This is a genomic window from Desulfurivibrio modestus, from assembly GCF_044068625.1.
GTDB lineage: Bacteria > Desulfobacterota > Desulfobulbia > Desulfobulbales > Desulfurivibrionaceae > Desulfurivibrio.
In genome coordinates, this window is record NZ_JBIPKH010000003.1 from 162,683 (window position 1) to 185,504 (window position 22,822).

25 protein-coding genes are annotated in these 22,822 nt (G+C 62.4%); 18 read left to right on the forward strand and 7 right to left on the reverse strand.

The features are described 5' to 3' along the window. Window positions 1-11: 11 nt before the first annotated feature. Window positions 12-431 (forward strand): hydrogenase iron-sulfur subunit, encoded by a 420-nt coding sequence (locus tag ACHHRT_RS03525; protein WP_395497745.1) that lies wholly within the window; start codon window positions 12-14, stop codon window positions 429-431. Continuing rightward, on the forward strand, window positions 431-1,099 hold the full coding sequence (locus tag ACHHRT_RS03530; protein ID WP_395497747.1) for a methylenetetrahydrofolate reductase C-terminal domain-containing protein: 669 nt from the start codon (window positions 431-433) through the stop codon (window positions 1,097-1,099). Before ACHHRT_RS03525 ends, ACHHRT_RS03530 begins: the two co-directional genes overlap by 1 nt. A 69-nt stretch (window positions 1,100-1,168) precedes the next feature. Here ACHHRT_RS03530 and ACHHRT_RS03535 read toward each other — a convergent pair whose 3' ends face one another. Further along, the gene (locus ACHHRT_RS03535) at window positions 1,169-1,969 is read right to left on the reverse strand and encodes a nitroreductase family protein (protein WP_395497749.1); all 801 of its coding nucleotides are present in this window, start codon (window positions 1,967-1,969) and stop codon (window positions 1,169-1,171) included. A 150-nt stretch (window positions 1,970-2,119) separates the two neighbouring features. Between ACHHRT_RS03535 and ACHHRT_RS03540 the strand changes: the two genes are divergently transcribed. The 15 genes from ACHHRT_RS03540 (at window position 2,120) to ACHHRT_RS03610 (ending at window position 16,751) form a co-directional block, all read left to right on the forward strand. After that, window positions 2,120-3,286, forward strand: coding sequence for a metallophosphoesterase (locus tag ACHHRT_RS03540; RefSeq protein ID WP_395497751.1), 1,167 nt, complete (start codon window positions 2,120-2,122; stop codon window positions 3,284-3,286). 21 nt (window positions 3,287-3,307) lie between these two features. After that, entirely contained in the window at window positions 3,308-4,144 is an 837-nt protein-coding gene (locus tag ACHHRT_RS03545) for an alpha/beta hydrolase (protein WP_395497753.1), read from the forward strand. A 9-nt stretch (window positions 4,145-4,153) separates the two neighbouring features. Next, complete coding sequence (locus tag ACHHRT_RS03550) at window positions 4,154-4,915, forward strand: endonuclease/exonuclease/phosphatase family protein (RefSeq protein ID WP_395497755.1); 762 nt, start codon at window positions 4,154-4,156, stop codon at window positions 4,913-4,915. Then, window positions 4,912-5,712 carry a sterol desaturase family protein gene (locus ACHHRT_RS03555; protein ID WP_395497757.1) on the forward strand — a complete coding sequence of 267 codons (801 nt, stop codon included), beginning with the start codon at window positions 4,912-4,914 and terminating at the stop codon, window positions 5,710-5,712. Before ACHHRT_RS03550 ends, ACHHRT_RS03555 begins: the two co-directional genes overlap by 4 nt. A gap of 23 nt (window positions 5,713-5,735) precedes the next feature. Next, entirely contained in the window at window positions 5,736-6,551 is an 816-nt protein-coding gene (locus tag ACHHRT_RS03560; RefSeq protein ID WP_395497759.1) for a rhodanese-like domain-containing protein, read from the forward strand. A gap of 34 nt (window positions 6,552-6,585) precedes the next feature. Beyond that, window positions 6,586-7,692 (forward strand): YeeE/YedE thiosulfate transporter family protein, encoded by a 1,107-nt coding sequence (locus ACHHRT_RS03565; RefSeq protein ID WP_395497761.1) that lies wholly within the window; start codon window positions 6,586-6,588, stop codon window positions 7,690-7,692. Window positions 7,693-7,704: 12 nt separating this feature from the next. Then, complete coding sequence (locus tag ACHHRT_RS03570) at window positions 7,705-7,956, forward strand: sulfurtransferase TusA family protein (protein WP_395497763.1); 252 nt, start codon at window positions 7,705-7,707, stop codon at window positions 7,954-7,956. Beyond that, complete coding sequence (locus tag ACHHRT_RS03575; protein ID WP_395497765.1) at window positions 7,953-9,644, forward strand: PAS domain-containing sensor histidine kinase; 1,692 nt, start codon at window positions 7,953-7,955, stop codon at window positions 9,642-9,644. Before ACHHRT_RS03570 ends, ACHHRT_RS03575 begins: the two co-directional genes overlap by 4 nt. After that, entirely contained in the window at window positions 9,641-11,020 is a 1,380-nt protein-coding gene (locus ACHHRT_RS03580; protein ID WP_395497767.1) for a sigma-54-dependent transcriptional regulator, read from the forward strand. Before ACHHRT_RS03575 ends, ACHHRT_RS03580 begins: the two co-directional genes overlap by 4 nt. 237 nt (window positions 11,021-11,257) lie before the next feature. After that, window positions 11,258-12,196, forward strand: a complete 939-nt coding sequence (locus ACHHRT_RS03585) for a sulfurtransferase (RefSeq protein ID WP_395497769.1) — start codon at window positions 11,258-11,260, stop codon at window positions 12,194-12,196. Between the two features lie 285 nt (window positions 12,197-12,481). Continuing rightward, a complete protein-coding gene (locus ACHHRT_RS03590; RefSeq protein ID WP_395497771.1) occupies window positions 12,482-12,748 on the forward strand; it encodes an RNA recognition motif domain-containing protein in 267 nt (88 codons plus the stop codon). Between the two features lie 15 nt (window positions 12,749-12,763). Further along, window positions 12,764-13,873, forward strand: a complete 1,110-nt coding sequence (locus ACHHRT_RS03595) for a DEAD/DEAH box helicase (RefSeq protein ID WP_395497773.1) — start codon at window positions 12,764-12,766, stop codon at window positions 13,871-13,873. Between the two features lie 378 nt (window positions 13,874-14,251). Then, window positions 14,252-14,932 carry an adenylate kinase gene (locus tag ACHHRT_RS03600; RefSeq protein WP_395497775.1) on the forward strand — a complete coding sequence of 227 codons (681 nt, stop codon included), beginning with the start codon at window positions 14,252-14,254 and terminating at the stop codon, window positions 14,930-14,932. Window positions 14,933-15,159: 227 nt separating this feature from the next. Beyond that, window positions 15,160-15,666 carry a 5-(carboxyamino)imidazole ribonucleotide mutase gene (gene purE / locus ACHHRT_RS03605; RefSeq protein ID WP_395497777.1) on the forward strand — a complete coding sequence of 169 codons (507 nt, stop codon included), beginning with the start codon at window positions 15,160-15,162 and terminating at the stop codon, window positions 15,664-15,666. Further along, window positions 15,663-16,751, forward strand: coding sequence for a 5-(carboxyamino)imidazole ribonucleotide synthase (locus tag ACHHRT_RS03610; RefSeq protein WP_395497779.1), 1,089 nt, complete (start codon window positions 15,663-15,665; stop codon window positions 16,749-16,751). Before purE ends, ACHHRT_RS03610 begins: the two co-directional genes overlap by 4 nt. A gap of 25 nt (window positions 16,752-16,776) precedes the next feature. Here ACHHRT_RS03610 and feoB read toward each other — a convergent pair whose 3' ends face one another. Together feoB and ACHHRT_RS03620 are read right to left on the reverse strand one after the other, a co-directional pair. After that, on the reverse strand, window positions 16,777-18,951 hold the full coding sequence (feoB, locus tag ACHHRT_RS03615; protein ID WP_395497781.1) for a ferrous iron transport protein B: 2,175 nt from the start codon (window positions 18,949-18,951) through the stop codon (window positions 16,777-16,779). Next, window positions 18,951-19,193: a FeoA family protein gene (locus ACHHRT_RS03620; protein ID WP_395497782.1), complete on the reverse strand. Its 243-nt coding sequence runs from the start codon at window positions 19,191-19,193 to the stop codon at window positions 18,951-18,953. The genes feoB and ACHHRT_RS03620 overlap by 1 nt, the downstream gene beginning before the upstream one ends. Before the next feature lie 252 nt (window positions 19,194-19,445). Here ACHHRT_RS03620 and ACHHRT_RS03625 point away from each other — a divergent pair, with 252 nt between their 5' ends. After that, window positions 19,446-19,646: a hypothetical protein gene (locus tag ACHHRT_RS03625; RefSeq protein WP_395497784.1), complete on the forward strand. Its 201-nt coding sequence runs from the start codon at window positions 19,446-19,448 to the stop codon at window positions 19,644-19,646. 3 nt (window positions 19,647-19,649) lie between these two features. Here the strand turns inward: ACHHRT_RS03625 and htpX are convergent, their stop codons facing one another. Genes htpX through ACHHRT_RS03645 form a run of 4 tightly spaced genes read right to left on the reverse strand, consistent with a single transcriptional unit; the run spans window position 19,650 to window position 22,791 of the window. Beyond that, entirely contained in the window at window positions 19,650-20,534 is an 885-nt protein-coding gene (gene htpX / locus ACHHRT_RS03630) for a protease HtpX (RefSeq protein ID WP_395497786.1), read from the reverse strand. A gap of 51 nt (window positions 20,535-20,585) precedes the next feature. After that, entirely contained in the window at window positions 20,586-21,242 is a 657-nt protein-coding gene (locus tag ACHHRT_RS03635) for an ABC transporter ATP-binding protein (RefSeq protein WP_395497788.1), read from the reverse strand. 5 nt (window positions 21,243-21,247) lie between these two features. Beyond that, window positions 21,248-22,414 (reverse strand): ABC transporter permease, encoded by a 1,167-nt coding sequence (locus ACHHRT_RS03640; protein WP_395497790.1) that lies wholly within the window; start codon window positions 22,412-22,414, stop codon window positions 21,248-21,250. After that, a complete protein-coding gene (locus ACHHRT_RS03645) occupies window positions 22,411-22,791 on the reverse strand; it encodes a DNA-binding protein (protein WP_395497792.1) in 381 nt (126 codons plus the stop codon). Before ACHHRT_RS03645 ends, ACHHRT_RS03640 begins: the two co-directional genes overlap by 4 nt. Window positions 22,792-22,822: the final 31 nt, after the last annotated feature.

Sequence of the window (22,822 nt, forward strand, 5' to 3'; positions counted from 1 at the left end):
AGGAGATAGAGATGGCTTTTATCCCGGATATTCAAGTTTTTTGTTGTCATTACACCTCCCAGCAGGCTTGCGCCGAAGGCAAGGAGGGCCTGGCCGCCGACGGTTTCCCGGCCAACGCCACCATCAACCGCCTGACCTGCGGCGGCAAGCTCAAGGTTTCCGTCCTGCTCCAGGCCTTCGAGAACGGGGCCGACGGAGTTTGCGTGGTGGGCTGCAAACCCGATGAGTGCCACAACCTGATGGGCAGCCAGCGGGCCGCCCGCCGGGCGGGGGCGGTGCGCAAGGCCCTGGCCGAATTGGGGGCCGAAGAGGCCAGGATCGCTTTTCATCACCTGGAGCGGGGCTTTCACCCCGAGTTCGTGCAGGTGGTCCGGGAGTTGAACGACCAGGTAACCAAGCTGGGTCCCAGCCCGTTCAAGGGGGAGAAATAATGATTATCGCTGAGCGTAAGCCGGTTAACGAGATAGTGGCAATGGTGCGGGATGCCGAGCGGATTCTGGTTTTGGGTTGTCGGGGCTGTGTTTCGGTCTGCTCCGCCGGCGGCGAGCGGGAGGTGGAACTGCTCTCCTCCCTGATCCGTTTGGGCAAGAAGCAGGCCGGCCAGCAGGCCCAGGTCAAGGGTGCCACCCTGGTGCGCCAGTGTGACAAGGAGTATGTCGATGAGATCGACCAATGGCAAGGGGAGTATGACGCCATTGTCTCCATGGCTTGCGGGGTTGGGGTAAACTTCATCGCCAACCTGCGTCCCGCCGACAAGGTCTATCCGGCGGTCAACACCAGCTTTTTCGGCGGTTCAGCCCTCCAAGGGGAATGGAGTGAGCAGTGCGCCGGCTGTGGTGATTGCGTGTTGCACCTCACCGGCGGCCTCTGTCCGGTGGCCCGTTGTGCCAAAAGTCTGCTGAACGGGCCCTGCGGCGGTTCGGTGGATGGCCGTTGTGAGATCCACCGGGAAATTCCTTGCATCTGGCAGGCGATCCATGATCGTCTCAGCCGCTTTGAGCAGCAGGCGGAGCTTGACCGGGTGGCCCCAATCCGTGACTGGCGACCCGCCGGCCATGGTGGCCCCCGGAAGGCGGTTCGCAACGATTTGACCGTTTAGAGCTTCAGGCGGTTAAAGGTGCCCCAGGCGGGGCCGGTTCGGTCCCCGCTGCCGCCGGGACGGGCGCTATTAGCGCCAGATGGCGTCTGTCGGTTTTCTTTGCGGGATACGCTGATAGCGGTATTTGGGGTAGCCCAGCATCAGGGCCCCGTGGACCCGGTGATTTTCCGGGAGCCCCAGAGCTTCGATCAGGGGTGGGTAGTTGTTGAAGATGGCGCCCAGGAAGATTCCGGCCCAGCAGGTGCCGATCCCCATGCCATGGGCGGCCAGGTCCAGGTAGGTGAGAGCGATGGTGCAGTCGATCTCCGGCTTCAGCGCCTTTTCCGAGGCGTAGGCGATCACCAGATGGGGAGCGCCCCGCAGCACCAGATCCCGTTCGGCCAGATCCCAGGCGGCGACCACCCCGGGGAAGGAGCCGTTTTCCCGCAGCCACTCCACCACCAGACCGATCAGCCTGCGGACCTCGGCGGTCGATTCAATCACCAGCCACTTGGTGGGCTGGGCGTTCTTGGCCGATGGCGCCCATCGGCTGATATCCAACAACTGCTCCAGAACTTCCCGGGGAACCGGCTTGTCCTTGTAGGTCCGGATGGAGCGGCGGCTGCGCAGAAATTGGGCCGCCGCCTCCGGACTGGGGTTGAGCTTACGGTCCAGGGGCAGGCAACTCTCCGGCCCCTGCCCCTTGAAGGTAAGGGCGCCGTGGGGGCAGACCGCCAGGCAGTGGCCGCAGTCGATACAGATGCGGGGAGCGGCCCTGCGGGCCACCGGAAAACCACCATCCTCACTCTCTTCGATCAGGCTGAAGGGGCATTCGGAGATGCAGATACCGTCCCGTTTGCATTTGCTCCGGTCAACGTTGATCAGTTCCATGCTTGTTTTCCCGAGTGAAAGTAAAGAAAAGTCCCGGGCGACCGGGTCAGGGCTGGCCGCGCCGGGGCTTGCATTGCCAGGCATTCTACCCGTTCTCATGGTGTAACGCAACGGCAGGGCCGGAAAAATTAAACTTGGTGATTAAATCCCATGTTGCTGTTACTGTCCGCTTTTTTGCTGATTTACGGAGCCATGCACTGCTATTTTTACTGGCGGCTGCGCGGGGCCCTGCCCCCCCTGGGGGCAGGGCGACTGATAATCGGCCTTTTCCTGCTCCTGATGGTTCTGGCCCCGGTGCTGGTGCGGCTGCTGGAGCAGCAGGGCCGGGCATTGGCGGCCACGCTCCTGGCCCATCTCGGTTTTGGCTGGATGGGGTTTCTCTTTCTCTTCACCGTTGTGGCCCTGCTGCTGGATGCTCTCCGGCTGCTGCGCGCTCGCTGGGCCGGGCCGGCCAGGCTGGCACTACCCGGTGCCGCGACCTCCAGCTGGCCGGCCCGGGTTCTGGCTCCGGCCGCGATTTTTTGGCTGGCCTTCCTTGCCGCCGCCGCCGGTTGTGCTTATGGTTACCGGGAAGCGCTCGATATCCGGCTGGAGCGGGTGCGGATTGTCAGCGACAAGTTGCCTTTGGAAGCAGGAGTGGTGAGGGTCGTCCAGGTTACCGATATCCACCTCGGCCTGATCGTCCGGGAAGGGCGGCTGGAGAGGATGCTGGCGGTGGTGGCCCAGGCCCGGCCGGATCTGCTGCTGGCCACCGGTGATATCGTTGATGGACAGGGGGATAATATCGCCCCGCTGGCGGAGCGGTTTCGCCGGCTGGAGGCCCCCCTGGGCAAATTTGCCATCCTGGGTAATCACGAATTTTACGTGGGCGCGGCCGCTTCCCTCGCTTTTCACGAGAGTGCCGGCTTTACCGTGCTGCGCGGCGAATTGGCCCGGGTCACTCCCTGGTTGAGGGTGGCGGGGGTGGATGATATTACCGGAGAGCGGCTGGGGCTCACCCCGCCGGGCCAGGAGGAGCAATTGCTGGCCCTGTTGCCCGCGGAGACCTTTAATATCCTGCTGAGGCATCAACCGAAGGTGGTGCCGGGAGGCCCGGTGGATCTGCAGCTTTCCGGCCATATTCACCGGGGTCAGATTTTTCCTTTCAACCTTTTCACCTGGTTGGCCTATCGGGTCTCCACCGGCCTCAGGGTGGCGGCCGACGGCCGCTACCTCTATGTGGGGCGGGGGACCGGAACCTGGGGGCCCCCGATTCGCTTTCTGGCTCCCCCGGAAGTGACGTTAATTGAACTGATTCCCGCCCCGGCGGCATCATAACCATTGCAGGGTGACAGCGAGATGGATATCAGAACCATGGCTTACGAGAAGTTGGAGCATGCTGCGGTGCGGGCCGCCCTCTTTTGCCCCCGGGCCGACTGGAATCCCCCCCCGGCAGGGGTTTTTGACCGGGAGGTGGAGGTGGAGGGGGGGGTGCGGCTGCCGTTGCGCTACCACTTGGGGACGGCGGATCCCGGGGCGGTCAATATTCTCTTTTTCCACGGCAATGGCGAGGTGGCCGCCGATTACGATGAACTGGCGCCCAGCTTCAATCAGGCGGGCCTCAATCTGGTGGTGGCCGAATATCGCGGTTATGGCCGGGCCGGCGGCCAGCCCACGGTGCGCAGTATGATTGGAGACGCCCATCAGCTTTTACCCCGGGTGCGGGAAACCCTCCGGCAGGAGGGGAAGACCGGTCATCTGGCGGTGATGGGCCGCTCGCTGGGCAGTGTGGCGGCCATCGATCTGGCGGCGGCCGCCGGTCCCGGGCTGGTGGATGGCCTGATCATCGAGAGTGGGTTCGCCCACACCATCCCCCTGTTGCTGGCCCTGGGGGTCGATGTGGGGAGCTGCGGTCTGACCAGCGAGGCCGACGGCTTCTGTAACGTCCAGAAGATCGGATTCTTCACCAAGCCCACCTATATTCTCCACGCCCAGCACGATCAGCTGATTCCGGTGACCCTGGCCGAAGCCCTCCAGGCCAGTTGCGGGGCGCAGAGCAAGGAGTTTCAGATTGTACCGGGGGCTGATCATAACAATATCATCGACCGGGTGGGCCAGCTCTATTTTGAGGCGATCGCCCGCTTCTGCCGTAAACTGGGTCAACCCCCCCGGCGCAAAAAGCCGGGGGTCAGGTGAGGCGGAATCATGCCCTTGCGCGTGATGTCCTACAACATTCACCGGGCCATCGGGGTGGATCGCCGCTTCCGGCCGGAACGGATCGCCCGGATCATCGAACATCACCAGCCGGATATCCTGCTGCTGCAGGAGGTGGATGTGGGGGTGCCCCGCTCCCGCAACCTGGACCTGGCCGAGGAGTTCGCCGGGCTCTGCGGTTATGCCCATCGGGCCCTGGGGCTCAATGTCGCCTTGACCCAGGGCCACTATGGCAATGCCACCTTGAGCCGGTTTCCCATCACCAGCCAGCGCAATATTGACCTGACTCTGCCCGGGCATAAGGCCCGGGGCTGCCTCTATACCCGCATCGAGGTGGCGAGCCCGGAGGAGGGGGGTGCTGTCTCGCTGGCGGTGTTCAATCTCCACCTGGGCCTCTCGTTCCATGAACGTCCCCAACAGGTGGGGATGGTGGTCAAATCACCGGAGTTTGTCGAGCTGCCCCCGGGAGCTCCCTGTATCGTGGCCGGCGATTTCAACGACTGGTTTACCCGGCTGGCCCCCATGTTCACCGAGATCATGGGCTTTCGCTGCGCCTCCAGCCATAAGGAGAATTTTCAGAGTCCCTATCTGACCTATCCCTCTTTCTCGCCCACCGGCGGGTTGGACAAGATCTTTGTCCGTGGGCCGCTGACCATCCTTAAAAGGCAGCGTTGCCGGATGCAAATTTCCAAAATCGCCAGCGATCACCTGCCGGTGCTGGCCGACCTGGAGCTGGAGGAGTCAACGCCATGAGCCTGGAGTGGGAAACCCTGGAAATGCTAAAATTGCCCGTCTACCTGGGCGGGGTACTGCTTTTTTTGCTGATCGAGCTGGCCTACAGCTATCGGCGGCCCACGGTTTCCAAAGCGCGGCGCTGGCTGGCCAACCTGCCTTTGGCGATGGTTAACGGGGTGGTCTATATCCTGATTTTCGGGGGGGCCATCGCCGGTCTGATGCTCCTGGCCCAGGAGCAGAACCTGGGTCTGCTCAATGCCATCGCCATGCCCTACTGGCTCAAGCTGGTGGCCGGGGTGCTGATTCTTGACTTTTTTATCTGGCTCTGGCACCTGCTTAATCATCAGGTCCCCCTTTTGTGGCGGTTTCATCGGGTTCACCACAGCGACATGAACATGGATGTCTCCACCGCCAGCCGGTTTCATCTGGGTGAAATTCTCCTCTCCGGGCTGGTGCGGCTGGCGGTGATTTATACCTTCGGCATCCCCCTGGTGGCCTATCTGCTCTTTGAGATCCTGGTCAACCTCTCCATCCAGTTCCACCACAGCAGTTTGCGGATCAGTCCGGTTTTTGAAAAGATCTGGGTGCTGCTGCTGGTGCCTCCCTTTCTCCATCGAATCCACCACTCGGTCAAGATCAAGGAGCGTGACACCAATTACGGGGTGATCTTCTCCATCTGGGACCGCTTCTTCGGGACCCTGCTGACCAGGGTGGAGCAGGAGGGGATCGTGATCGGCATCGGCTCCCACCGTGATTTCAACCGGCTGGGTTTTTTTCGCTTACTGGCCATGCCCTTTACCCGCTATACTCCGTAGGATCAACCTGAAGGAGGTCGCCGATGAACTGGAGGAAACTCTTTACCCCCATTGCCAACCTGAGTTCGGCCCAGGCGCGGGACTATATGGACTCCCACCCGGCTGGCGACTTCCAGCTGCTGGATGTCCGCCAGCCCCGGGAATATGAGGAGGGGCACCTGTCGGGAGCCCGGCTGATTCCCATTAAGGAGCTGCCCGATCGCCTGGATGAGTTGAACCCCGATCAGCCGGTGATTGCCTATTGCGCGGTGGGGGGGCGCAGTCGGGCAGCCGCCCAGTTGCTCAGCGGTCAGGGCTTTAAGGAGGTTTACAATCTGGCCGGCGGCATCAAGGCCTGGGAGGGAGAACGGGCGACGGGACCTTTGGCCGCCGGCCTGGAGCTGTTGCCCTCCGGGGCCGAATATGAGCAGGCTGCCGCCCTGGCTTACGCCATGGAAGAGGGATTGCGGCAATTCTACCTCCGGCTGGCCGAGCAGTTTCCGGAGTCGGGGTTGCGGTCGACCTGGGAGCGGCTGGCCGCCTTGGAAGAGGGACATAAGGCCCGCCTGCTCCATGAGTATCGCGAGCAGACTGGCCATGGGCTTCCGCCCAGCCGGGAGGGGGAACTGCTGGAAGGGGGACGTCGCCCGGACGATGTCGCCCTGGCCGCCCTGCTGGCCGCCGCCACTCCGCAAGAGTTGCTGGGCGAGGCCATGGGGCTGGAGACCCAGGCCCTGGATCTCTACCTCCGTCTGGCCAGCCACAGCGAAGTCGCCGCCAGCCGCGAGCTGTTCCTGGGCCTGGCCGCCGAGGAGAAGCAGCATCTCGCCCTGCTGGCCGCCGAACTGGAGCGCCACTAACCGCTGAAGCCGGTTTCCCGGGAGGGATCGCCCCATGCTGCTGTCGCACCTTCCGCTGCTGGCCCTTGGTCATTTCGCGGCCGGTTTGATCCTGGGCCACATCTTCTACCGCAGCGATTTTTGCATGGCGGGGATGGTGCGGGATTTTTTCCTCTTTGGCGACAACTCCCGGCTGCGTTCCCTGCTGCTGGCCGTCCTGCTGACCACCCTGTTTTTTCTCCTGGCTCGTGCCCTGTGGTTGCTGCCCTTTGCCGTCCCCCCCACTTTTGGGCTCGGCTCGGTGGCCGGGATTGTGGGGGGGCTGCTCTTCGGGATCGGAATGGTGTTGGCCGGCGGCTGTGTGGTCGGCACCCTCTATAAGCTGGGGAGCGGCAACCTGACCAGCCTGGTCGCCTTTGCCGGGATTGTCGGCGGCAGTCTGATCTACGCCGAGATTCACCTTTTGGTCCGGGAAATGGAACAGCTGCTGCCCATGACCGGGGAGATGGGTCTGTTACAAAGCTGGCCCCGGGCGGGCGGAATCGGGGGCTGGCTGCTGCTGATCGTCTTCCTGCCGCTCCTGCGGCACTGGCAGCGGCAGGGTTTGCTGCGGCTGGAGGCGGCCGCCGAAGGATATCTCCAGCCATGGCGGGTAGCGGTGATCCTGGCCCTGCTTAATCTGCTGCTGATTCTGGCGACCGGATGGCCCATGGGGATCTCCACCGCCTATGCCAAGATCGGGGCCTATCTGGCGGCCCCGCTGGCTCCGGCCCATCTGGCCAACCTGGCTTACTTCACGGAACCCTCCTTGGTGGTTACCCGGGGAGAAACCGTCCTCAGCGGTGGGGCCGGCCCCCGGGTCGATCTCATCTCCTTCAGCGAGTTGCCCCTGCTTTTGGGGATCATCATCGGCTCCTTGCTGACCGCGCTGCGGCTACGGGAGTTTCGCTTTTACGGGTTGCCGCCCCTGCGCCAGGGGGTAGCCGCCCTGATTGGTGGAATCCTGGTGGCTTTGGGGGCGCGGATCGCCGGGGGCTGCAACTTTAAATATCTCTTGGGAGGATTGCCGCTTTTTTCCTATCAGGCTATGCTCTTTACCATGGGCATGGTGGCCGGCGCCTGGCTTGGTGCCCGGCTGCTGACCCGGATTATTCTCAGGTGAACGCCGATGCAGATGAGCGAAAAACAGAAGCTGATCGAACTGAATATTCTGGGACAGGTATGTCCCGCCTGCCTGCTGGTGGTGCTCAAGGAGGTTAACGCCCATCGGGAGGAGCTGCGCTCCGGCCAGGTGCAGTTGCTTGTCCGGACGGATCATCGGGACACCACTCGGACCGTGCCGGAATCGGCCCGCAAGATGGGCTATGAGGTGGAGGTCAGCAAGGTGGCGGGCCACTATGAGATCAGGATCGGGCGGTGGGCATGAGCAAGGGGGTAAAGGGCGGCAAGGGGCTCTGCGCGCCGGAGGAGCGGGATGAGCTGCGGGTGGCCAACCAGCGCTATATTCGCTATATCCGGGAGAAGACCAATCAGCTTCTGGAGGTCATGGGTACCGAGTCCCTGCGACCGGAAGAGTTCGATGATCGGGCCCTGATCGACCTGGACCCCATCGGAATTATCGCCGATTCTTTCGCTCAGGTGCTGGAGTTTTTAAATCAGAATATCAGTGAACTGCGCCAGGCCAAGGAGGAGTTGCAGGCGATTTTTGATGCCACCGGGGTGGGGATCTCTATCATCGACAACGATTTCACCATCCAGCGCTGCAATGAGAAGCAGCGCCAGTTGCTGGTTGACCCCAACCTGGCCGACGTTGCCGGGCGCTACTGTTATGAGGTCTATTGCAATAAACAGTCCCCGGGGATGGATTGTCCGGCGGTGGATACCTTCGCCACCGGCCGGCCGGCCTTTGTGCGGGAGGTCAAAAAAAAGGAGAAATATTTCCAGGTGGTCACCACTCCTTACGCCCGGGGGGAGGATGGCGAGGTCCATAAGGTGATTGAGGTCTCCCTGGATATCACCGAGAAGAAAAAGGCGGAAGCGGCGGAAAAGGAGCAACGCGAGCATTATCTCACCGAAAAATCAAAACTGGCCACGGTGATCGAAAGTCTCTCCGAGGGCCTGCTGGTACTGGACCCCTCCGACCGGGTGGTGGCCTGTAACCGGGCCGCCCGGGAGATCACCGCGCGCACGGAGCGCCGGTTGCTGGGCCGGGCCCTGGGGGAGCTTTTCCCAGCCCTGGTGCCCCTGCTTGCCCGGGATGAGCCGGTTCAGGGGGAGGATGTCGCCTACCAGCCTGAGAAAAGGGGGGAGTTGCTGCTTTTTACCAACATCAGTCGCTTGCTGGATACCGAGGGCCGTTCCATCGGCCGGGTGGTCACCTTCTGGGATATTACCGAAGACAAGAAACGGCGCGAACTCTATCACCGAACGGAGAAACTGGCGGCCATCGGCCAGCTTTCCGCCGGGGTGGCCCATGAGTTGAATACCCCCCTGGGCAGCATTCTGGGTTATGCCCGGCTGTTGATGAAGGATAAGGGTTTGGCGCCCAAGCAGCATGAGCGGCTGGCCATCATTGCCGAGCAGGCCAAGAAGAGCAGCGCCATTATTCAGGCCCTGCTCAGCTTCGCCCGTCACGCCGGCCAGGGGCAGCAGGTGGCCAAGGCCTGCGATCTCAATGAGATCATCAATGCCGCCCTGCAGATTCTGACCACCGAACTGGTGAAAAGAAAGATTGAACTGCGGCTGGAGCTGGAACCTTTGCCCCTGATTGTTGCCGATCCCCGGGGCCTGGAGCAGGTGGTGATCAACCTGGTCCTCAACGCCGCCCAGGCCATCGGCAGTCGGGGCCGAATTGTGATCCGCACCCGGCAGGAAGGGGGGCGGGTAGTGCTGGCGGTGGCGGACAACGGTCCGGGGATCCCCCTCGAGGCCCGTTCCCGGATTTTTGATCCCTTTTACACCACCAAACCTCTGGGTGAGGGCACCGGGCTGGGGCTCTCCATCTGCGCCGGTATCGTCGGCGACAGCGGCGGCAGCATGGAGGTAGCCGATACCCCCGGCGGCGGGGCTACCTTCCTGGTCTCCCTGGCCGGCCAGGTAGCGGGGCAGCCATGAGTCCCGACAATCGCGGGGGCGGCAAACAGTCGCCTCCGCTGGTGATCATGGTGGTGGATGATGATCTGCGGATGCGGGAGCTGCTGGGGGTCACCCTCGCCGAGGAGGGATTTGAGCCGCTGCTCTGCGGGGACAGCCGGGAGGCGGTGGTCCGGCTAACTTCCGGCGGCGTCGATATCGTGATCACCGATCTGATGATGCCCCATTTTGACGGCCTGGAGATCCTGGAAAAGGCCCGGGCGGCCAATCCCGATTGCATGGTTATTCTGATCACCGGCTACGGCACCATCGAATCGGCGGTGGCGGCGATCCGCCAGGGTGCCTACGATTACATTCAGAAACCCTTTGAGCCGGATGATCTGTTGTTGATCCTGGGGCGGGCGGTGGCCCATCTGCGCCTGCTCCAGGAGAACCGTAAGCTTCGCCGGGAGGTGGCCGGCTGCCGGAGTGAAGATCTGATCGGGGTCAGCCCCCCCATGGAGCAGCTCAAGGACCTGGTCGCTCGGGTCGCCCCCTTTGATGCCACCATTCTGCTCCAGGGTGAAACCGGGACCGGCAAGGAGCTGGTGGCCCGCTTGCTCCATCGCTGGAGCAAGCGGGCCGAACACAATTTTCTCCCCGTCAACTGCGGCGCCCTGCCGGAATCCCTGTTGGAGTCGGAACTGTTCGGCCATGTCCGGGGCGCCTTTACCGGGGCGGAGCAGGATCGGCCCGGGCTCTTTGAATCGGTGGACCATGGCACCATCTTCCTTGACGAGATCAACGCCATCTCCCAGAATTTTCAGGTCAAACTGTTGCGGGTGCTCCAGGAGGGGACCTTCCTCAAGGTCGGCGGGCGGGAGCCGGTGCGGGTCGATGTGCGGGTGATTGCCGCCAGCAATACCCCCTTGACCCAGGAGGTGGCAGCCGGCCGGTTTCGCAGCGATCTCTTCTATCGGCTCAATGTGATCGCGGTGGATATTCCCCCTCTGCGCCGGCGCGCCGAGGATATTCCCCTGCTGGCCCACCATTTTCTGCTCCGTTATGGCGCCAAATATGGCAAAGAGATCAGGGCGATTACCCCCGCCGCCCTGGCCCGCTTGCGGGGCCACGGTTGGCCGGGCAATGTCCGGGAGCTGGAAAACGTGCTGGAGCGGGCGGTGATTGTCGCCGACACCCCCGAGCTGGGCCCGGAAGATCTGCCGCCCCTGGGGGGCTCCCCCGAGATGGGGGGCAAGGGCGATTCGGCGCCCGGTGGTTCGGTGGTGGCAATGGAGAAAGCCCTGATTGCCCGCACCCTGGCAGAGACCGGCGGCCACCGGGGCCGAACCGCGGAGATCCTTGGCATCAGCCCCTCCTCTCTCTGGCGTAAGATTAAAAAATACCAGCTTTCCTGAGCCGGCTTTATCTTCCGTCCCCCTCCCCAAGTTGCTGCCCCCCATCGGTCACTTTTCATTCATTTTGCCATGATCGTTCAAGATGAATGAACGCGATCTTGGCTCTTTATGAGTAAAAACAGCATGTTGGTTGTGGCACGCTCCTTGCTGTATGGGTTGACCGTAACGCGAGGACAATCGCTCGGGGGGTGAGCCCCCGCCGTCCGGTTGGCAAACCACAACCAATGAGGTGGAATCATGAAAACGAAGAAAACGAAATTGTTCTGGGGATTGCTGCTGGTTCTGGCCTGGTTGGTGATGCCCGCGTCGGCCCTGGCCATCTCTCTGGTGGAGGCGGAGTGGTTGCAGGAGAACCTTGGTGCCAAAAATCTCAGGATTGTCGATGTCTCCAACAAGCCCGACACCTACGCCAAGGGGCATATCCCCGGAGCGGTGCCGGTGAAAAGGTATCTGGACCTCTCCGGCTACAATCCGGCCACCCCCGGTCTCAACCTTTATCCCAGCCAGGCGGAGTTTGAACAACTGATGGGGCGGCTGGGGATTACTCCCGCCACCACCGTGGTGGCCTACGATGACTCCCCCGGCTTTTTTGCGGCTCGGCTGCTGGTGATTATGGAACTCTACGGTCACGATACCAGCAAATTGAAGTTGTTGAACGGTGGTTCCAAATATTGGGCCCAGGCCGGCTTCCCCATGGTCACCGAATCGCCCCAGCCGCAGAAAACCGCTTATCGGGCCAAGAAAAATTACTTTGGGGAGCGCACTGTAACCTGGTCCCAGGTTTACACCGACGTGGTGCGGGGCGGCAAGCCGGAGTTGGTGCTGGTGGATGTCCGGCCGGGGGCCGAATATCAGGCCGAAAACATTCGGGCCATCCGCGGCGGTCATATCCCCAAGGCGATCAATGTCACCGGCGGCAACGCGGTGGGCCCCGACATGCGGTTCAAGCCCCTTGAGGAGATTCGCCAGATGTTCGTCGAGGCCGGAGTAACCCCCGACAAGGAGATCTATGAGTACTGCCACAGTGGCGATCGCTCGGCCCACGCCTACTTCATCCTGCATCATCTGCTGGGCTATCAGAGTGTCAAATCCTACTACGGCAGCTGGACCGAATGGGCCCGGAATACCGCCCTGCCGGCTGAAGGGCAGGTCTGGCTCTGGGAGGCCAGAAAGTAGTCACTCAAATCTCGTTGCCCGGGGGGATAGCTCTCCCGGCAAAAGGCCCGCCGCTCTCAAGCGGCGGGCCTTTTTTTTGCGAGCGGGTCGCCAGCGGCGGCTGTTCTAAAGTAGTACTTGCTAAATGGCTTAATTGCTGGTAGTCTGCCCCGCTTAACAGCCTCATTCCAAATAGCGCTGAGCATACTCGTTTAACGAGCCTTCCTTTCTTCCGCGAGTCTTTCCCCGCCCTTGAATCGAAATATTGTTAAAGTTTCTGCTGGCCATTGCAAAAGGAGAAACAGCATGAAACTTTATGTCGGCAATCTTGCCTACAGCATGACCGAAACCGAGCTGAGCGAGATGTTCGCTCCCTACGGCACGATCAACAGTGCCGCCATTATTAATGATCGTTACAGCGGACAGTCGAAGGGGTTTGCCTTTGTCGAGATGTCCACCCGGGGCGAAGGGCACAAGGCGATGGAGGACCTCAACGGCAAGATGCTTAACAATCGCGCCCTGGTGGTCAACGAGGCCAAGCCGCCGGTTAAAAATAAGAGCCGTCGCTGGTAAAGGAGATTTTAAAAAATGAATTTCAAGGAACTTAATCTGCACCCCACCCTGCAGGCCGGCATTACCGCCTGCGGCTATCAAACTCCCACCCCCATCCAGGAGCAGGCGATTCCCGCCGCTCTAGCCGGCCGGGACCTGATGGGTTTGGCCCAGACCGGGACCGGCAAGACCGCCGCCTTTGTTCTGCCCCTGCTTCACCAGTTGCTGGCTCTCCCCCGGGGGAAGGTGCAGGCTCTGGTGGTGGCGCCCACCCGGGAGCTGGCCGAACAGATCCATGCCGAGATCGGCAAGCTGGCTAAAGACACCGGCCTGCGCAGTGTCAGCGTTTACGGTGGGGTCAGTAAACAGGGGCAGCTCAAAGCCTTTCGGGCCGGGGTCGAGATTGTAGTGGCCTGTCCGGGCCGCTTGCTTGATCATCTGGGGGAGAGGGCGGTGAATCTGAGTCAGGTCAAGCACCTGGTCCTTGATGAGGCCGACCATATGTTCGACATGGGTTTTTTGCCCACCATTCGCAAAATTTTGCAGCATCTGCCCAAGCAGCGGCAAACCCTGCTCTTTTCCGCCACCATGCCGACGGAGATCAGGCGGCTGGCCGGCGAAATTCTCACCGATCCGGCCACCGTGCAGATTGCCCGGCAGGCCCCCACCGCCACTGTGGCCCATGTCCTCTATCAGGTGGAGCAGACCGGCAAGGCGGCTCTGCTCAGGGATCTCATCCAGCAGGTCGAGATCAGCTCGGCCTTGATCTTCACCCGCACCAAACACAAGGCCCGCAGTCTGGCCACCCAGCTCAGCAAGGCCGGCCACAGCGCCACCTCGCTGCAGGGCAACCTCTCCCAGTCCCAGCGTACCCGGGCCATGAGCGGTTTTAAGGAGGGGCGGTTCAAGATCATGGTGGCCACCGATATCGCCGCCCGAGGCATCGATGTCTCGGCCATCTCCCATGTCATCAACTATGATATGCCCGACAGCGTCGAGGCTTACATTCACCGCACCGGCCGCACCGGGCGGGCCGCCAGGAACGGCACCGCCTTCACCCTGGCCGGGCGGGAAGATGGGCCGATGATCAGCCGGATCGAAAAATCCCTGGGTCAGCCCATGCTGCGGGAGCCGTTGGCCGGCTGATTAATGGTTTCACCTCCTTGTGCCGATCAGTTCTGCAAAGGTTCTGCGCCGGCAAAATTGCTGCCGGCTCAAGGAGGTGACGCCATGACTGCTCAAGAAGCGATCCGTATTCTGATGCTCTCCCCCCTCTATTTCCGCATGGATACCGCCGCCCGCAGGGCTCTGGTTCTCGAGTTTAGGAGGATCTACGCCCAGTAGCTCCATCTCCTTGGCCGGCGGCGGGTGCCGGTCCCAGCCGCTCTTCTGCCGGTCGTTCCTGTTGTGGTAGGGGGTGGCTATCTTTTGTTTGGCTTTCCCGGCGGGGTGGTTTATAGTTCGGCCCTGAAATTTACCGAGCCTTAACCATACTATATTAACCCCCACGCAAGGAGAGAGCCGATGAACATTCTGGTATTCGGACCCAACGGCAGTGGCAAGGGCACCCAAGGTGCCATTGTCCAGAAAAAATACGGGATGCCCCACATCGAGTCGGGTGCGATCTTCCGGCAAAATATCGGTGGCGGCACCGAACTGGGCAAAAAGGCCAAAGAGTATATCGACCGCGGCGATCTGGTCCCCGATGATATCACCATCCCCATGATCCTCAACCGCCTGCAGGAGAGTGATTGCCAGCAGGGCTGGATTCTGGATGGTTTTCCCCGCAACAAGGTGCAGGCCGAAACCCTGGCCAAGGCCCTGAAGGACGCCGGGATGAACCTGGATTACGTGGTGGAGATCGTGCTGCCCCGGGACGTGGCCAAGTTGCGGATCACCGGCCGGCGGCTCTGTGTTAACGACAACAACCATCCCAACCATATCGCCTTCGATGCCATCAAGCCGGTGGAGAAGGATGGCAAGATGGTCTGCCGGGTCTGCGGCGGGGAGCTGAAAACCCGCCCCGACGACCAGGATGACGCCGCCATCGACAAACGGCACGATATCTACTACGACGACAAAACCGGAACCATGGCCGCGGTCAACTTCTTCAAGGGGTTGGGCGGCGGCACCAAGGTGATCTCGGTGGATGGTGGCCCCTCCATCGGCGAGGTTACCGAGGCGATCATGAAGGAGCTCAGCTAAAGCGGCTCCCCTGCCGCCCTGCGGCGGTGAGGGTGGGTTGTGAATAAGGGGGCCGTTTGGCTCCGCCGGCCCGGCGGTGCCAGACGGCCCCTTTTTTGCGTACTCCCTCAGGTAGATCTCCACGACTGCAGTTTTCGATATATTAACTTTCCGCCGGTTAAGAAGTTGGCTATAATCGCGCTGGTAATTGTCCCTAACCCAAATTATTGACGAGGTGAGCGAAGCCGATGGATGCCCTGGTTGGAGTAATCATGGGTTCCCGCAGCGATTGGGAGACCATGCGCCATGCCGTTGAGATTCTGGAACAGTTCGCGGTACCCCATGAGGTACGGGTGGTTTCCGCCCATCGCACCCCCGAGCTGCTGTATGAATATGCCGGCAGTGCCCGGCAGCGGGGGCTCAAGGTCATCATCGCCGGGGCCGGGGGCGCCGCCCATTTGCCCGGGATGGTGGCCGCCCGCAGCACTCTGCCGATTTTGGGGGTGCCGGTGCAGTCCAAGGCCTTGAACGGACTTGACTCCCTGCTCTCCATCGTCCAGATGCCCGGCGGGATCCCGGTGGGGACCTTGGCCATCGGCCCGGCCGGCGCCAAAAACGCCGCCCTGCTGGCCGTTTCCATTCTGGCCAATCAGGATTCCGGTCTGGCGGCGGCCCTGGATAAATTCCGGGCCACCCAGACCGCGGCCGTGCTGGCCGACTCCGATCCCCGACTGCCCCTGGGAGCCTCATCATGAGGGTGGGGATCATCGGGGCCGGTCAGCTGGGGCGGATGCTGGCCCTGGCCGGTTACCCCCTGGGTTTGCGCTTTGAAATGCTCGATCCCAACCCCCAGGCCTGCGGGGGCCAGGTGGCTCCCCTGACCGTGGCGGCTTTCGACGATGAGGCGGCCCTGGCCGCCCTGGCCCGGCGGGTGGATCTGGTTACCTTCGAGTTTGAGAATGTGCCGGTGGCCACCATGGCGTTTCTGGCCGGCCGCTGCCCGGTTTTTCCCCAGCCGGCGGTGTTGGAGGTGGCCCAGGATCGCCTGAGGGAGAAGGAGTGTTTTCAGGAGCTTGCCATTCCCACCCCCGCCCATCGTCCGGTGGAGAGCCGCCAGCAGCTGGCGGCGGCCGCCGCCGAGCTGGGCCTGCCGGCCATCCTTAAAACCCGCCGCCTGGGTTATGACGGCAAGGGCCAGGCGGTGCTGCGCCAAGCCGCCGACCTTGATGCGGCCTGGGCCGGGCTGGGGGGTACGCCGTTAATTCTGGAAGCCCTGGTCCCCTTTGAGCGGGAGGTGTCCATGGTGGCGGTGCGGGGCCGGGATGGCGGGATGCAGTTTTATCCCCTGGCGGAAAACAGCCACCGCCAGGGAATTTTGCGGCTCTCCCGGGCCTGTGCCGCCGATCCCTATCAGGAGCGGGCCGAGGAGTACACCCGGCGGGTGATGGAGAAATTTGCCTATGTCGGGGTGCTGGCCTTTGAATTTTTCCAGGTGGGGGGAGAACTGGTGGCCAATGAGATTGCGCCCCGGGTTCACAACTCCGGCCACTGGTCCATCGAGGGGGCGGTCACCAGCCAGTTTGAGAACCACCTGCGGGCCATCTGCGGCTGGCCTTTGGGGGCCACCACCCTGAATGGCCCGGCGGCGATGATCAATTTCATCGGCGAGCTGCCCGGTACGCCAACCCTGCTGGCCATCCCCCATCTCCACCCGCACGCCTACGGCAAATCGTCGGCCCCGGGCCGCAAGGTGGGACATGCCACCCTCTGTCTGCCGCCGGGGGCCGATTTCGACGGTGCTCTCCGGAAGCTGCGGGAGGTGATCGGCGGGCTGGACTAGCCGGGGAGCCGCCGGTTTGGCGGCCCTAGCCCAGCCCCAGGAACATCCCGACCTGGTAGATCAGGACCGCCATGGCAAAGGCGAAAACGGTGTTGAAGCCCATGGCCAGCGCCCCCCACTTCCAGGAGCCCGCTTCCCGGGCGATACAGACCACGGTGACGAAACAGGGGGCGTAGAACATGACGAAAACCATCATCGCCAGGGCCTTGACCGGATTCCAGGCCGGATCGTTGGCCAGGGTTGCGGCCAGCGATTCACTGGCCTCGGGGTCAACCTCCCCCAAAGAATAAGCGGTGCCCAGGGTGGAGATCACCACCTCCTTGGCGGCGAAACCGCCCACCAGGGCGATGTTGGTTCGCCAGTCGAAACCGGCCAGCCGGCTGATCACCTCCAGGCTGCGGCCGATCCTGCCCGCCAGGGACAACTCCAGACTCCGTTCCGCCTCCCGCCGGTCGATGACGCTCAACCGTTGGGCCAGCTCATCCTCGCTGGCGAAATATTCGGTTTGGGCCAGCTCCCGCTGGGCGGCAAAATAGGCATCCTCCTGGGCCGACAGGCCGGGATAGGTCATCATCGCCCAGAGGATGATGGAGATGGCCAGAATCACCGTGCCCGCCTTCTTGATGTAATGCCAGGTCCGCTCCCAGGTGTGGATCAGCAGGCCGCGGAGGGTGGGGAAGCGGTAGGGGGGCAGTTCCATGACAAAGGGGGTCGAAGGCCCCTTGAGGACGGTGAGCCGGTAGATTTTGGCCACCACCATGGCCACCGTCCAGGCCAGCAGGGTCAGGAGGAACATCACCATGGCCTGACGGCCGGCAAAGAAGACGGCGGTGAGCAGGGCCAACACCGGCAGCTTGGCGCCGCAGTTCATGAAGGAGACGGTGAGCAGAGTGGCCAACCTTTCGCGGCGCGATTTCAGGGTGCGGGTGGCCATCACCCCCGGCACCGCGCAGCCCCCGGCAATACCCCCGGAAACGATATAGGCCATCACCGAGCTGCCATGGAGACCGAAGGTGTGGAAGACCCGGTCCAACATAAAGGCCACCCGGGCCAGGTAGCCCGAATCCTCCAGCACCGCGATCCCGAAAAACATGAACATGATCAGGGGGACAAAACCCAGAACTCCGCCCACCCCGTCGATGACGCCGGAGATGAGCAGCGACTTGAGGGGCCCGTCGGGCAGGGCGGCCTCGGCCAGGCCCCCCAGCCAGCCGAACAGTCCCCCCAGCCAGGCCACCGGCAGTTCACTGTAGGTGAAGGTGAAGGTGTAGAGACCGAAGAGGATTGCCAGCATGATCACCGGCCCCAGCAGCCGGTTGGTCAGAACCTGGTCGATCCGGTCGGTGGTGTAGAGCCGGTCGGGATCATGGCGCAGACTTAACACCCCCTGGCGGAGAACCGACTTGATAAAGCCGTAGCGCTGGTCGGCGATCAGGGCTTCGGGCAGGGTCTCCAGGGTAACCTGGTGATGGCGGGTGGCTTCGGCGGCCATCCCCTCCAGAATGGTGGCGGCCTGCCGGTTGGTTCGGCCCCCCTTCTCCCGGATCTGGCTGTCGTTTTCCAGATACTTCATGGCCAGCCAGCGCGGCGAATAGGTGTCGGTCAGCAGGTCATGCTCCTCGATCACCTTTTCCATCTGCTGCAGCATGCTGTCCAGGTCTTCCCCGTAGGAGACCCGCAGCGGCCGCCAGGCCGCGGTGCGTTGCCCCAGGCGGTGGGCTTCCGCCATCAGGTTGTTGATCCCCCGGCCACCACGGGCCACGATGGGTACCACCGGCACCCCCAGCAGGGCGGAGAGTCGTTCGGGGTCGAGCTCGATGCCCCGGTCGTGGGCCACATCCATCATGTTCAGGGCGATGATCAGCGGCACCCCCAGCTCCAGGAGCTGGATGGTCAGGTAGAGGTTGCGCTCCAGGTTGGAGGCGTCGACGATGTTGATCACCACGTCCGGTCGCTCCTGGACCAGAAAATCCCGGGCCACCACCTCCTCAATGGAGTAGGCGGTGAGTGAGTAGGTACCCGGCAGGTCGACGATATTACAGCTGGTGCCGTCGGGCAGGGTGTGGACCCCACTCTTTCTCTCGACGGTGACCCCCGGGTAGTTGCCCACGTGCTGGCGGGCTCCGGTCAGGGCGTTGAAGAGGGTGGTTTTGCCGGCGTTGGGGTTGCCGGCCAGGGCAAAAGTCAACGGGGTTTTCATCACTGCTCCTCCTCGATTTCGACCTCGATGTGGTCCGCTTCGTTGTTGCGCAGGGTCAGGGTGCCGCCCATGACCCGCAGGGCCACCGGATCATTGAGGGGCGCCCGTCCCTGGACGGTGACCCGGGTGCCGGGGACCAAACCCATCTCCCGGATCCGCTGGCCCAGCTCTCCGCCCACCTTCACCGCCGCGATCACGCCACTTTGATTTTTGGCCATCCGCCGCAATACGATTCTCGCCATCACAACTCTCCTTTGCCCTCGGCAGGTTCCAGTTTCCGGGACCAGCGACACTTTTTTTCCGTATGGGGGTTTTAATTCCTCCGCACTGCTTGCCTGCCTCTATAACGGCTCTTAGTTTTGCTGTCAACAATTTTTAAAGACATTGAAATAAAATTAGGCTAGACTAAAAAGAAAGGCGGACTGTAAGAGAAAAGGGGGGGCGGGCCCGGTCAGGCCGGCGGGCAAGAGGTTGTACAGGACAAAGGAGAAAAAATGAGCTGGGAATATCTGATTATCGCGGTGGTGCTGGGTTGGGCGGTGTATTACCTGGGGCGGGTTTTTGGGGGACGGAAGGGGGGCTGTTCCTGCGATGCTAACTGCGGCGGGGCTGGGAAGCGTTCCTGCGCTGAGAACCAGGGGCAGGGCAAGGGGTGTTGCGGCGGCCCCCCGGGGGAGGGGCCGCCGACATCGTAGCGATCAACCCCTTTTCAGGGCGGCGATTCGCTCTTCCAGGGGCGGGTGGGTCATAAACAGCCGCTTGAGTCCCTGGCCGACCCCGCCGGAGATGCCGAAGGCGGCCATCTGGTCCGGCAGGTGGGGTTGGGCCACGCTGCGGCGCAGCTTCTCCAGGGCGGCCACCATCTTCTCCCGACCGGCCAGATAGGCGCCGCCGGCGTCGGCTCGAAACTCGCGCTGCCGGCTGAAGTAGAAGACGATGGTGCTGGCCAGGATCCCGAACACCAACTGGGCGATAATTGAGGTAATGTAGAAAGCTGGCCCATGGCCCTGTTCGGTTTTGAAAACCACCCGGTCAATCAGGTGGCCCACCACCCGTGAGGCCACAATGACAAAGGTGTTGACCACCCCCTGGATCAGGGCCAGGGTGATCATGTCGCCATTGGCCACATGGCTGACCTCGTGGGCCAGCACCGCCTCCGCCTCATCCCGGCTCATTGAGCGCAGCAAACCGGTACTCACCGCCACCAGGGCGTTATTCTTGCGGGCTCCGGTGGCAAAGGCGTTGACATCGGGGGCATCATAAATCGCCACCTCCGGCATGCCGATCCCGGCGGTGCGGGCCTGTTGGCGCACCGTTGCCACCAGCCAGGCCTCGGCTTCGTTGCGGGGGGTGGTGATCACCTTGGCCCCGGTCAGCCTTTTGGCGGTCCATTTGGAGATGGCCAGCGAGATAAAGGAGCCGCCGAAGCCAAAGACGGCGGCGAAGATGATCAGGCTGCGCATGTCGAGCCCCACGCCTGACTCTTCCAGGATCGAGCCCACCCCCAGCAGACTGAGAACGATACTGAGTACCAGCACGATAGCCAGGTTGGTGAGAATAAAAAGTCCTACGCGCTTAAACATCCCTGCTTCCTCCAGACATCTGTTTTGTTTGCCGAAACCAACTAAAAAATATTAGGTGCTGATGACCCCATCCCGGATCTGGATGGTGCGGTCGGTCCGTCCGGCCAGCTCCGGGTTGTGGGTGATCATCAGCACCGTTAAGCCATTTTCATGAAGCTTGTGTAAAATATCAAATATCTTTTCGCTGTTGGCCGAATCCAGGTTGCCGGTGGGCTCGTCGGCCAAAATCACCTCGGGATCGTTGACCAGAGCCCGGGCGATGGCGGTACGCTGCATCTCGCCGCCGGAGAGCTGGGCCGGAACATGGCGCAGCCGCTGCTCCAGGCCGACCATGCGGGCCAGCTCCTCGATCCGCCCCCTTTCCACCCGGGTTTTGCTGAAGAGCAGGGGCAGGGCGATGTTGTCCACCACGCTCAAGCCCGGGATCAGATAGAACTGCTGGAATATAAAGCCGATCTTGCTGCGGCGCAAGGTGACCAGCTCCGATTCCCGCATTTTATCCACCCGGACCCCGTCGAAGTGCATCTCCCCCCGGCTGGGCAGGTCCAGGCACCCCAGAATGTGAAGCAGGGTGGTCTTGCCGGCTCCGGAGGGCCCGATCACCGCCGCGAACTCCCCGGCCGCGATATCAAGGTCAACTCCCCGCAGGGCCCGAACCTCCTCGGCCCCCCGCCGATAGTTTTTTTCCACGTTACGCAGTTTAATCATCTTTTTTATCCCTTGATCGCCTCGATGGGGTTGATTCTGGAAGCCTTCCAGGCCGGGTAGAGTCCGGCCAGCAGCCCGATCACCAGGGCAAAGGCCACGCAGCCGGCGGCCAGGGCCGGTTCAAAACGGAGCATCTCGCCGGTGGGTACGTAGGGCATGATCCGGCGAACGAAATTTTCGATCAGCTGGGAGCCCAGCATGGCCCCGGCGACTCCCGCCACTCCGCCGGCGATGGTCAGAATGGTGGTCTCTTTTAAAATGATCTGGAAAACGTTCCAGCGGGAGGCCCCGATGGCCCGCATCATGCCGATCTCCTGGGAGCGCTCGAATACCGCCATCAGGATGGAGTTCATCACCCCCACCGCCCCGATCACCAGCGCCACCATGGCGATGGCCAGGCTCAGCGACTTGGCCGAGGCGGCCACATTGGCCACCGAGTTCAGCACCTGGCCCATGGTGACGATCTGGATGCCGGGAATGGTGGCCTCCAGCTCATTGATGATCGTCCCCATCCGTTCGGGACTCTCCACCTTGGCCCCGATGGCGGTGGCGCCATGGGGATTGTCCAGCAGTTGTTGGGCGGTGGCGATGGGCATGTAAACGAAGGCGTCATCCTGGCTGTTGGTCTGTCCGATGACCCCGCTGACGGTGAAGATCGTCTCCACGTTGGGATAACGAAATTCCGCGCCCGGGCCGACCCCGGCGTGTTCGGCCACGTTGTAGCCCAGCAGCACTTCATGGGGGCCGGCGGGGATGGCGCCAATGATCTGCCATTCGGGTTTGATCTCCGGCAGCAGGTCGGTCTCCACCCCATAGATCAGGTCGATCCGTTGATGGTCGGGGTTGGGCAGCTGGGCCACCAGGATGGGGGTGGCCAGGCTGATTCCGTCGGCCTCCCGGATCGCCGCCATCACCCCGGTGTCGAGATATTTGGGGATCACCGCCCCGTGCAGCACCAGGGCCGCCACCTCATGGGCGCAGCCGGAGGGCACCACCATGAAATGGAGGCCGGTGGCGGCCAGCTCGCGGGAGAGACCCTGCTCGAAACCCCGGTTGAAGGAGAGTACCGAAAAGAGTACCCCCACGGCGGCGGCGATCCCCAGCATGGTCAGGAAGCTGCGGGTACGATGGCGCAGCAGGTTCTGGACGGAGAGTTGGAAAAAGCCGCTCATCTGGTCTCCACCCCCTGGGCGATCAACAGGAGGTTGTTCTGAAAGGCGGTGACGGTGCCGGTGGCCATCACCTGGCGGCCGGGCATGGGCGGCAGCTCAAAATTGTTGGTCGAGAGGTCGATATAGATCTGGGCGGTATCGTCCTGGAGGACGAACCAGCAGCCGTTGGACTCGCACTGGGTGTAGACCTTGCCCGCCACCGTGACCGTCTTGCCCATCAGTTGCGGTTGCAGAAAGATATCCTGCACCGCCACCACCGGGGCGGAGGGATCGACTCCGGTGCCGTAGGTTTCCTTGCCGCAGCCGGCCAGGAACAGGGAGGTAAGCAGCAGGGCCAGGCCCGGCAAGGTTTTGAGGGTAATGGCCGATCTTAGCATGATTGGTCTCCAGATGTTGGTTGTTGCGGTT

Coding starts and splice junctions, on each gene's coding strand:
- ACHHRT_RS03590 (WP_395497771.1), top strand. CDS start 12,482: ATGAAACTTTATGTCGGCAATCTTGCCTACAGCATGACCGAAACCGAG.
- ACHHRT_RS03635 (WP_395497788.1), bottom strand. CDS start 21,242: ATGATTAAACTGCGTAACGTGGAAAAAAACTATCGGCGGGGGGCCGAG.
- ACHHRT_RS03620 (WP_395497782.1), bottom strand. CDS start 19,193: ATGGCGAGAATCGTATTGCGGCGGATGGCCAAAAATCAAAGTGGCGTG.
- ACHHRT_RS03640 (WP_395497790.1), bottom strand. CDS start 22,414: ATGAGCGGCTTTTTCCAACTCTCCGTCCAGAACCTGCTGCGCCATCGT.
- ACHHRT_RS03530 (WP_395497747.1), top strand. CDS start 431: ATGATTATCGCTGAGCGTAAGCCGGTTAACGAGATAGTGGCAATGGTG.
- ACHHRT_RS03545 (WP_395497753.1), top strand. CDS start 3,308: ATGGATATCAGAACCATGGCTTACGAGAAGTTGGAGCATGCTGCGGTG.
- feoB (WP_395497781.1), bottom strand. CDS start 18,951: ATGAAAACCCCGTTGACTTTTGCCCTGGCCGGCAACCCCAACGCCGGC.
- ACHHRT_RS03535 (WP_395497749.1), bottom strand. CDS start 1,969: ATGGAACTGATCAACGTTGACCGGAGCAAATGCAAACGGGACGGTATC.
- ACHHRT_RS03540 (WP_395497751.1), top strand. CDS start 2,120: ATGTTGCTGTTACTGTCCGCTTTTTTGCTGATTTACGGAGCCATGCAC.
- ACHHRT_RS03560 (WP_395497759.1), top strand. CDS start 5,736: ATGAACTGGAGGAAACTCTTTACCCCCATTGCCAACCTGAGTTCGGCC.
- ACHHRT_RS03570 (WP_395497763.1), top strand. CDS start 7,705: ATGAGCGAAAAACAGAAGCTGATCGAACTGAATATTCTGGGACAGGTA.
- ACHHRT_RS03625 (WP_395497784.1), top strand. CDS start 19,446: ATGAGCTGGGAATATCTGATTATCGCGGTGGTGCTGGGTTGGGCGGTG.
- ACHHRT_RS03600 (WP_395497775.1), top strand. CDS start 14,252: ATGAACATTCTGGTATTCGGACCCAACGGCAGTGGCAAGGGCACCCAA.
- ACHHRT_RS03555 (WP_395497757.1), top strand. CDS start 4,912: ATGAGCCTGGAGTGGGAAACCCTGGAAATGCTAAAATTGCCCGTCTAC.
- ACHHRT_RS03580 (WP_395497767.1), top strand. CDS start 9,641: ATGAGTCCCGACAATCGCGGGGGCGGCAAACAGTCGCCTCCGCTGGTG.
- purE (WP_395497777.1), top strand. CDS start 15,160: ATGGATGCCCTGGTTGGAGTAATCATGGGTTCCCGCAGCGATTGGGAG.
- ACHHRT_RS03585 (WP_395497769.1), top strand. CDS start 11,258: ATGAAAACGAAGAAAACGAAATTGTTCTGGGGATTGCTGCTGGTTCTG.
- ACHHRT_RS03525 (WP_395497745.1), top strand. CDS start 12: ATGGCTTTTATCCCGGATATTCAAGTTTTTTGTTGTCATTACACCTCC.
- ACHHRT_RS03645 (WP_395497792.1), bottom strand. CDS start 22,791: ATGCTAAGATCGGCCATTACCCTCAAAACCTTGCCGGGCCTGGCCCTG.
- ACHHRT_RS03550 (WP_395497755.1), top strand. CDS start 4,154: ATGCCCTTGCGCGTGATGTCCTACAACATTCACCGGGCCATCGGGGTG.
- ACHHRT_RS03565 (WP_395497761.1), top strand. CDS start 6,586: ATGCTGCTGTCGCACCTTCCGCTGCTGGCCCTTGGTCATTTCGCGGCC.
- ACHHRT_RS03610 (WP_395497779.1), top strand. CDS start 15,663: ATGAGGGTGGGGATCATCGGGGCCGGTCAGCTGGGGCGGATGCTGGCC.
- htpX (WP_395497786.1), bottom strand. CDS start 20,534: ATGTTTAAGCGCGTAGGACTTTTTATTCTCACCAACCTGGCTATCGTG.
- ACHHRT_RS03595 (WP_395497773.1), top strand. CDS start 12,764: ATGAATTTCAAGGAACTTAATCTGCACCCCACCCTGCAGGCCGGCATT.
- ACHHRT_RS03575 (WP_395497765.1), top strand. CDS start 7,953: ATGAGCAAGGGGGTAAAGGGCGGCAAGGGGCTCTGCGCGCCGGAGGAG.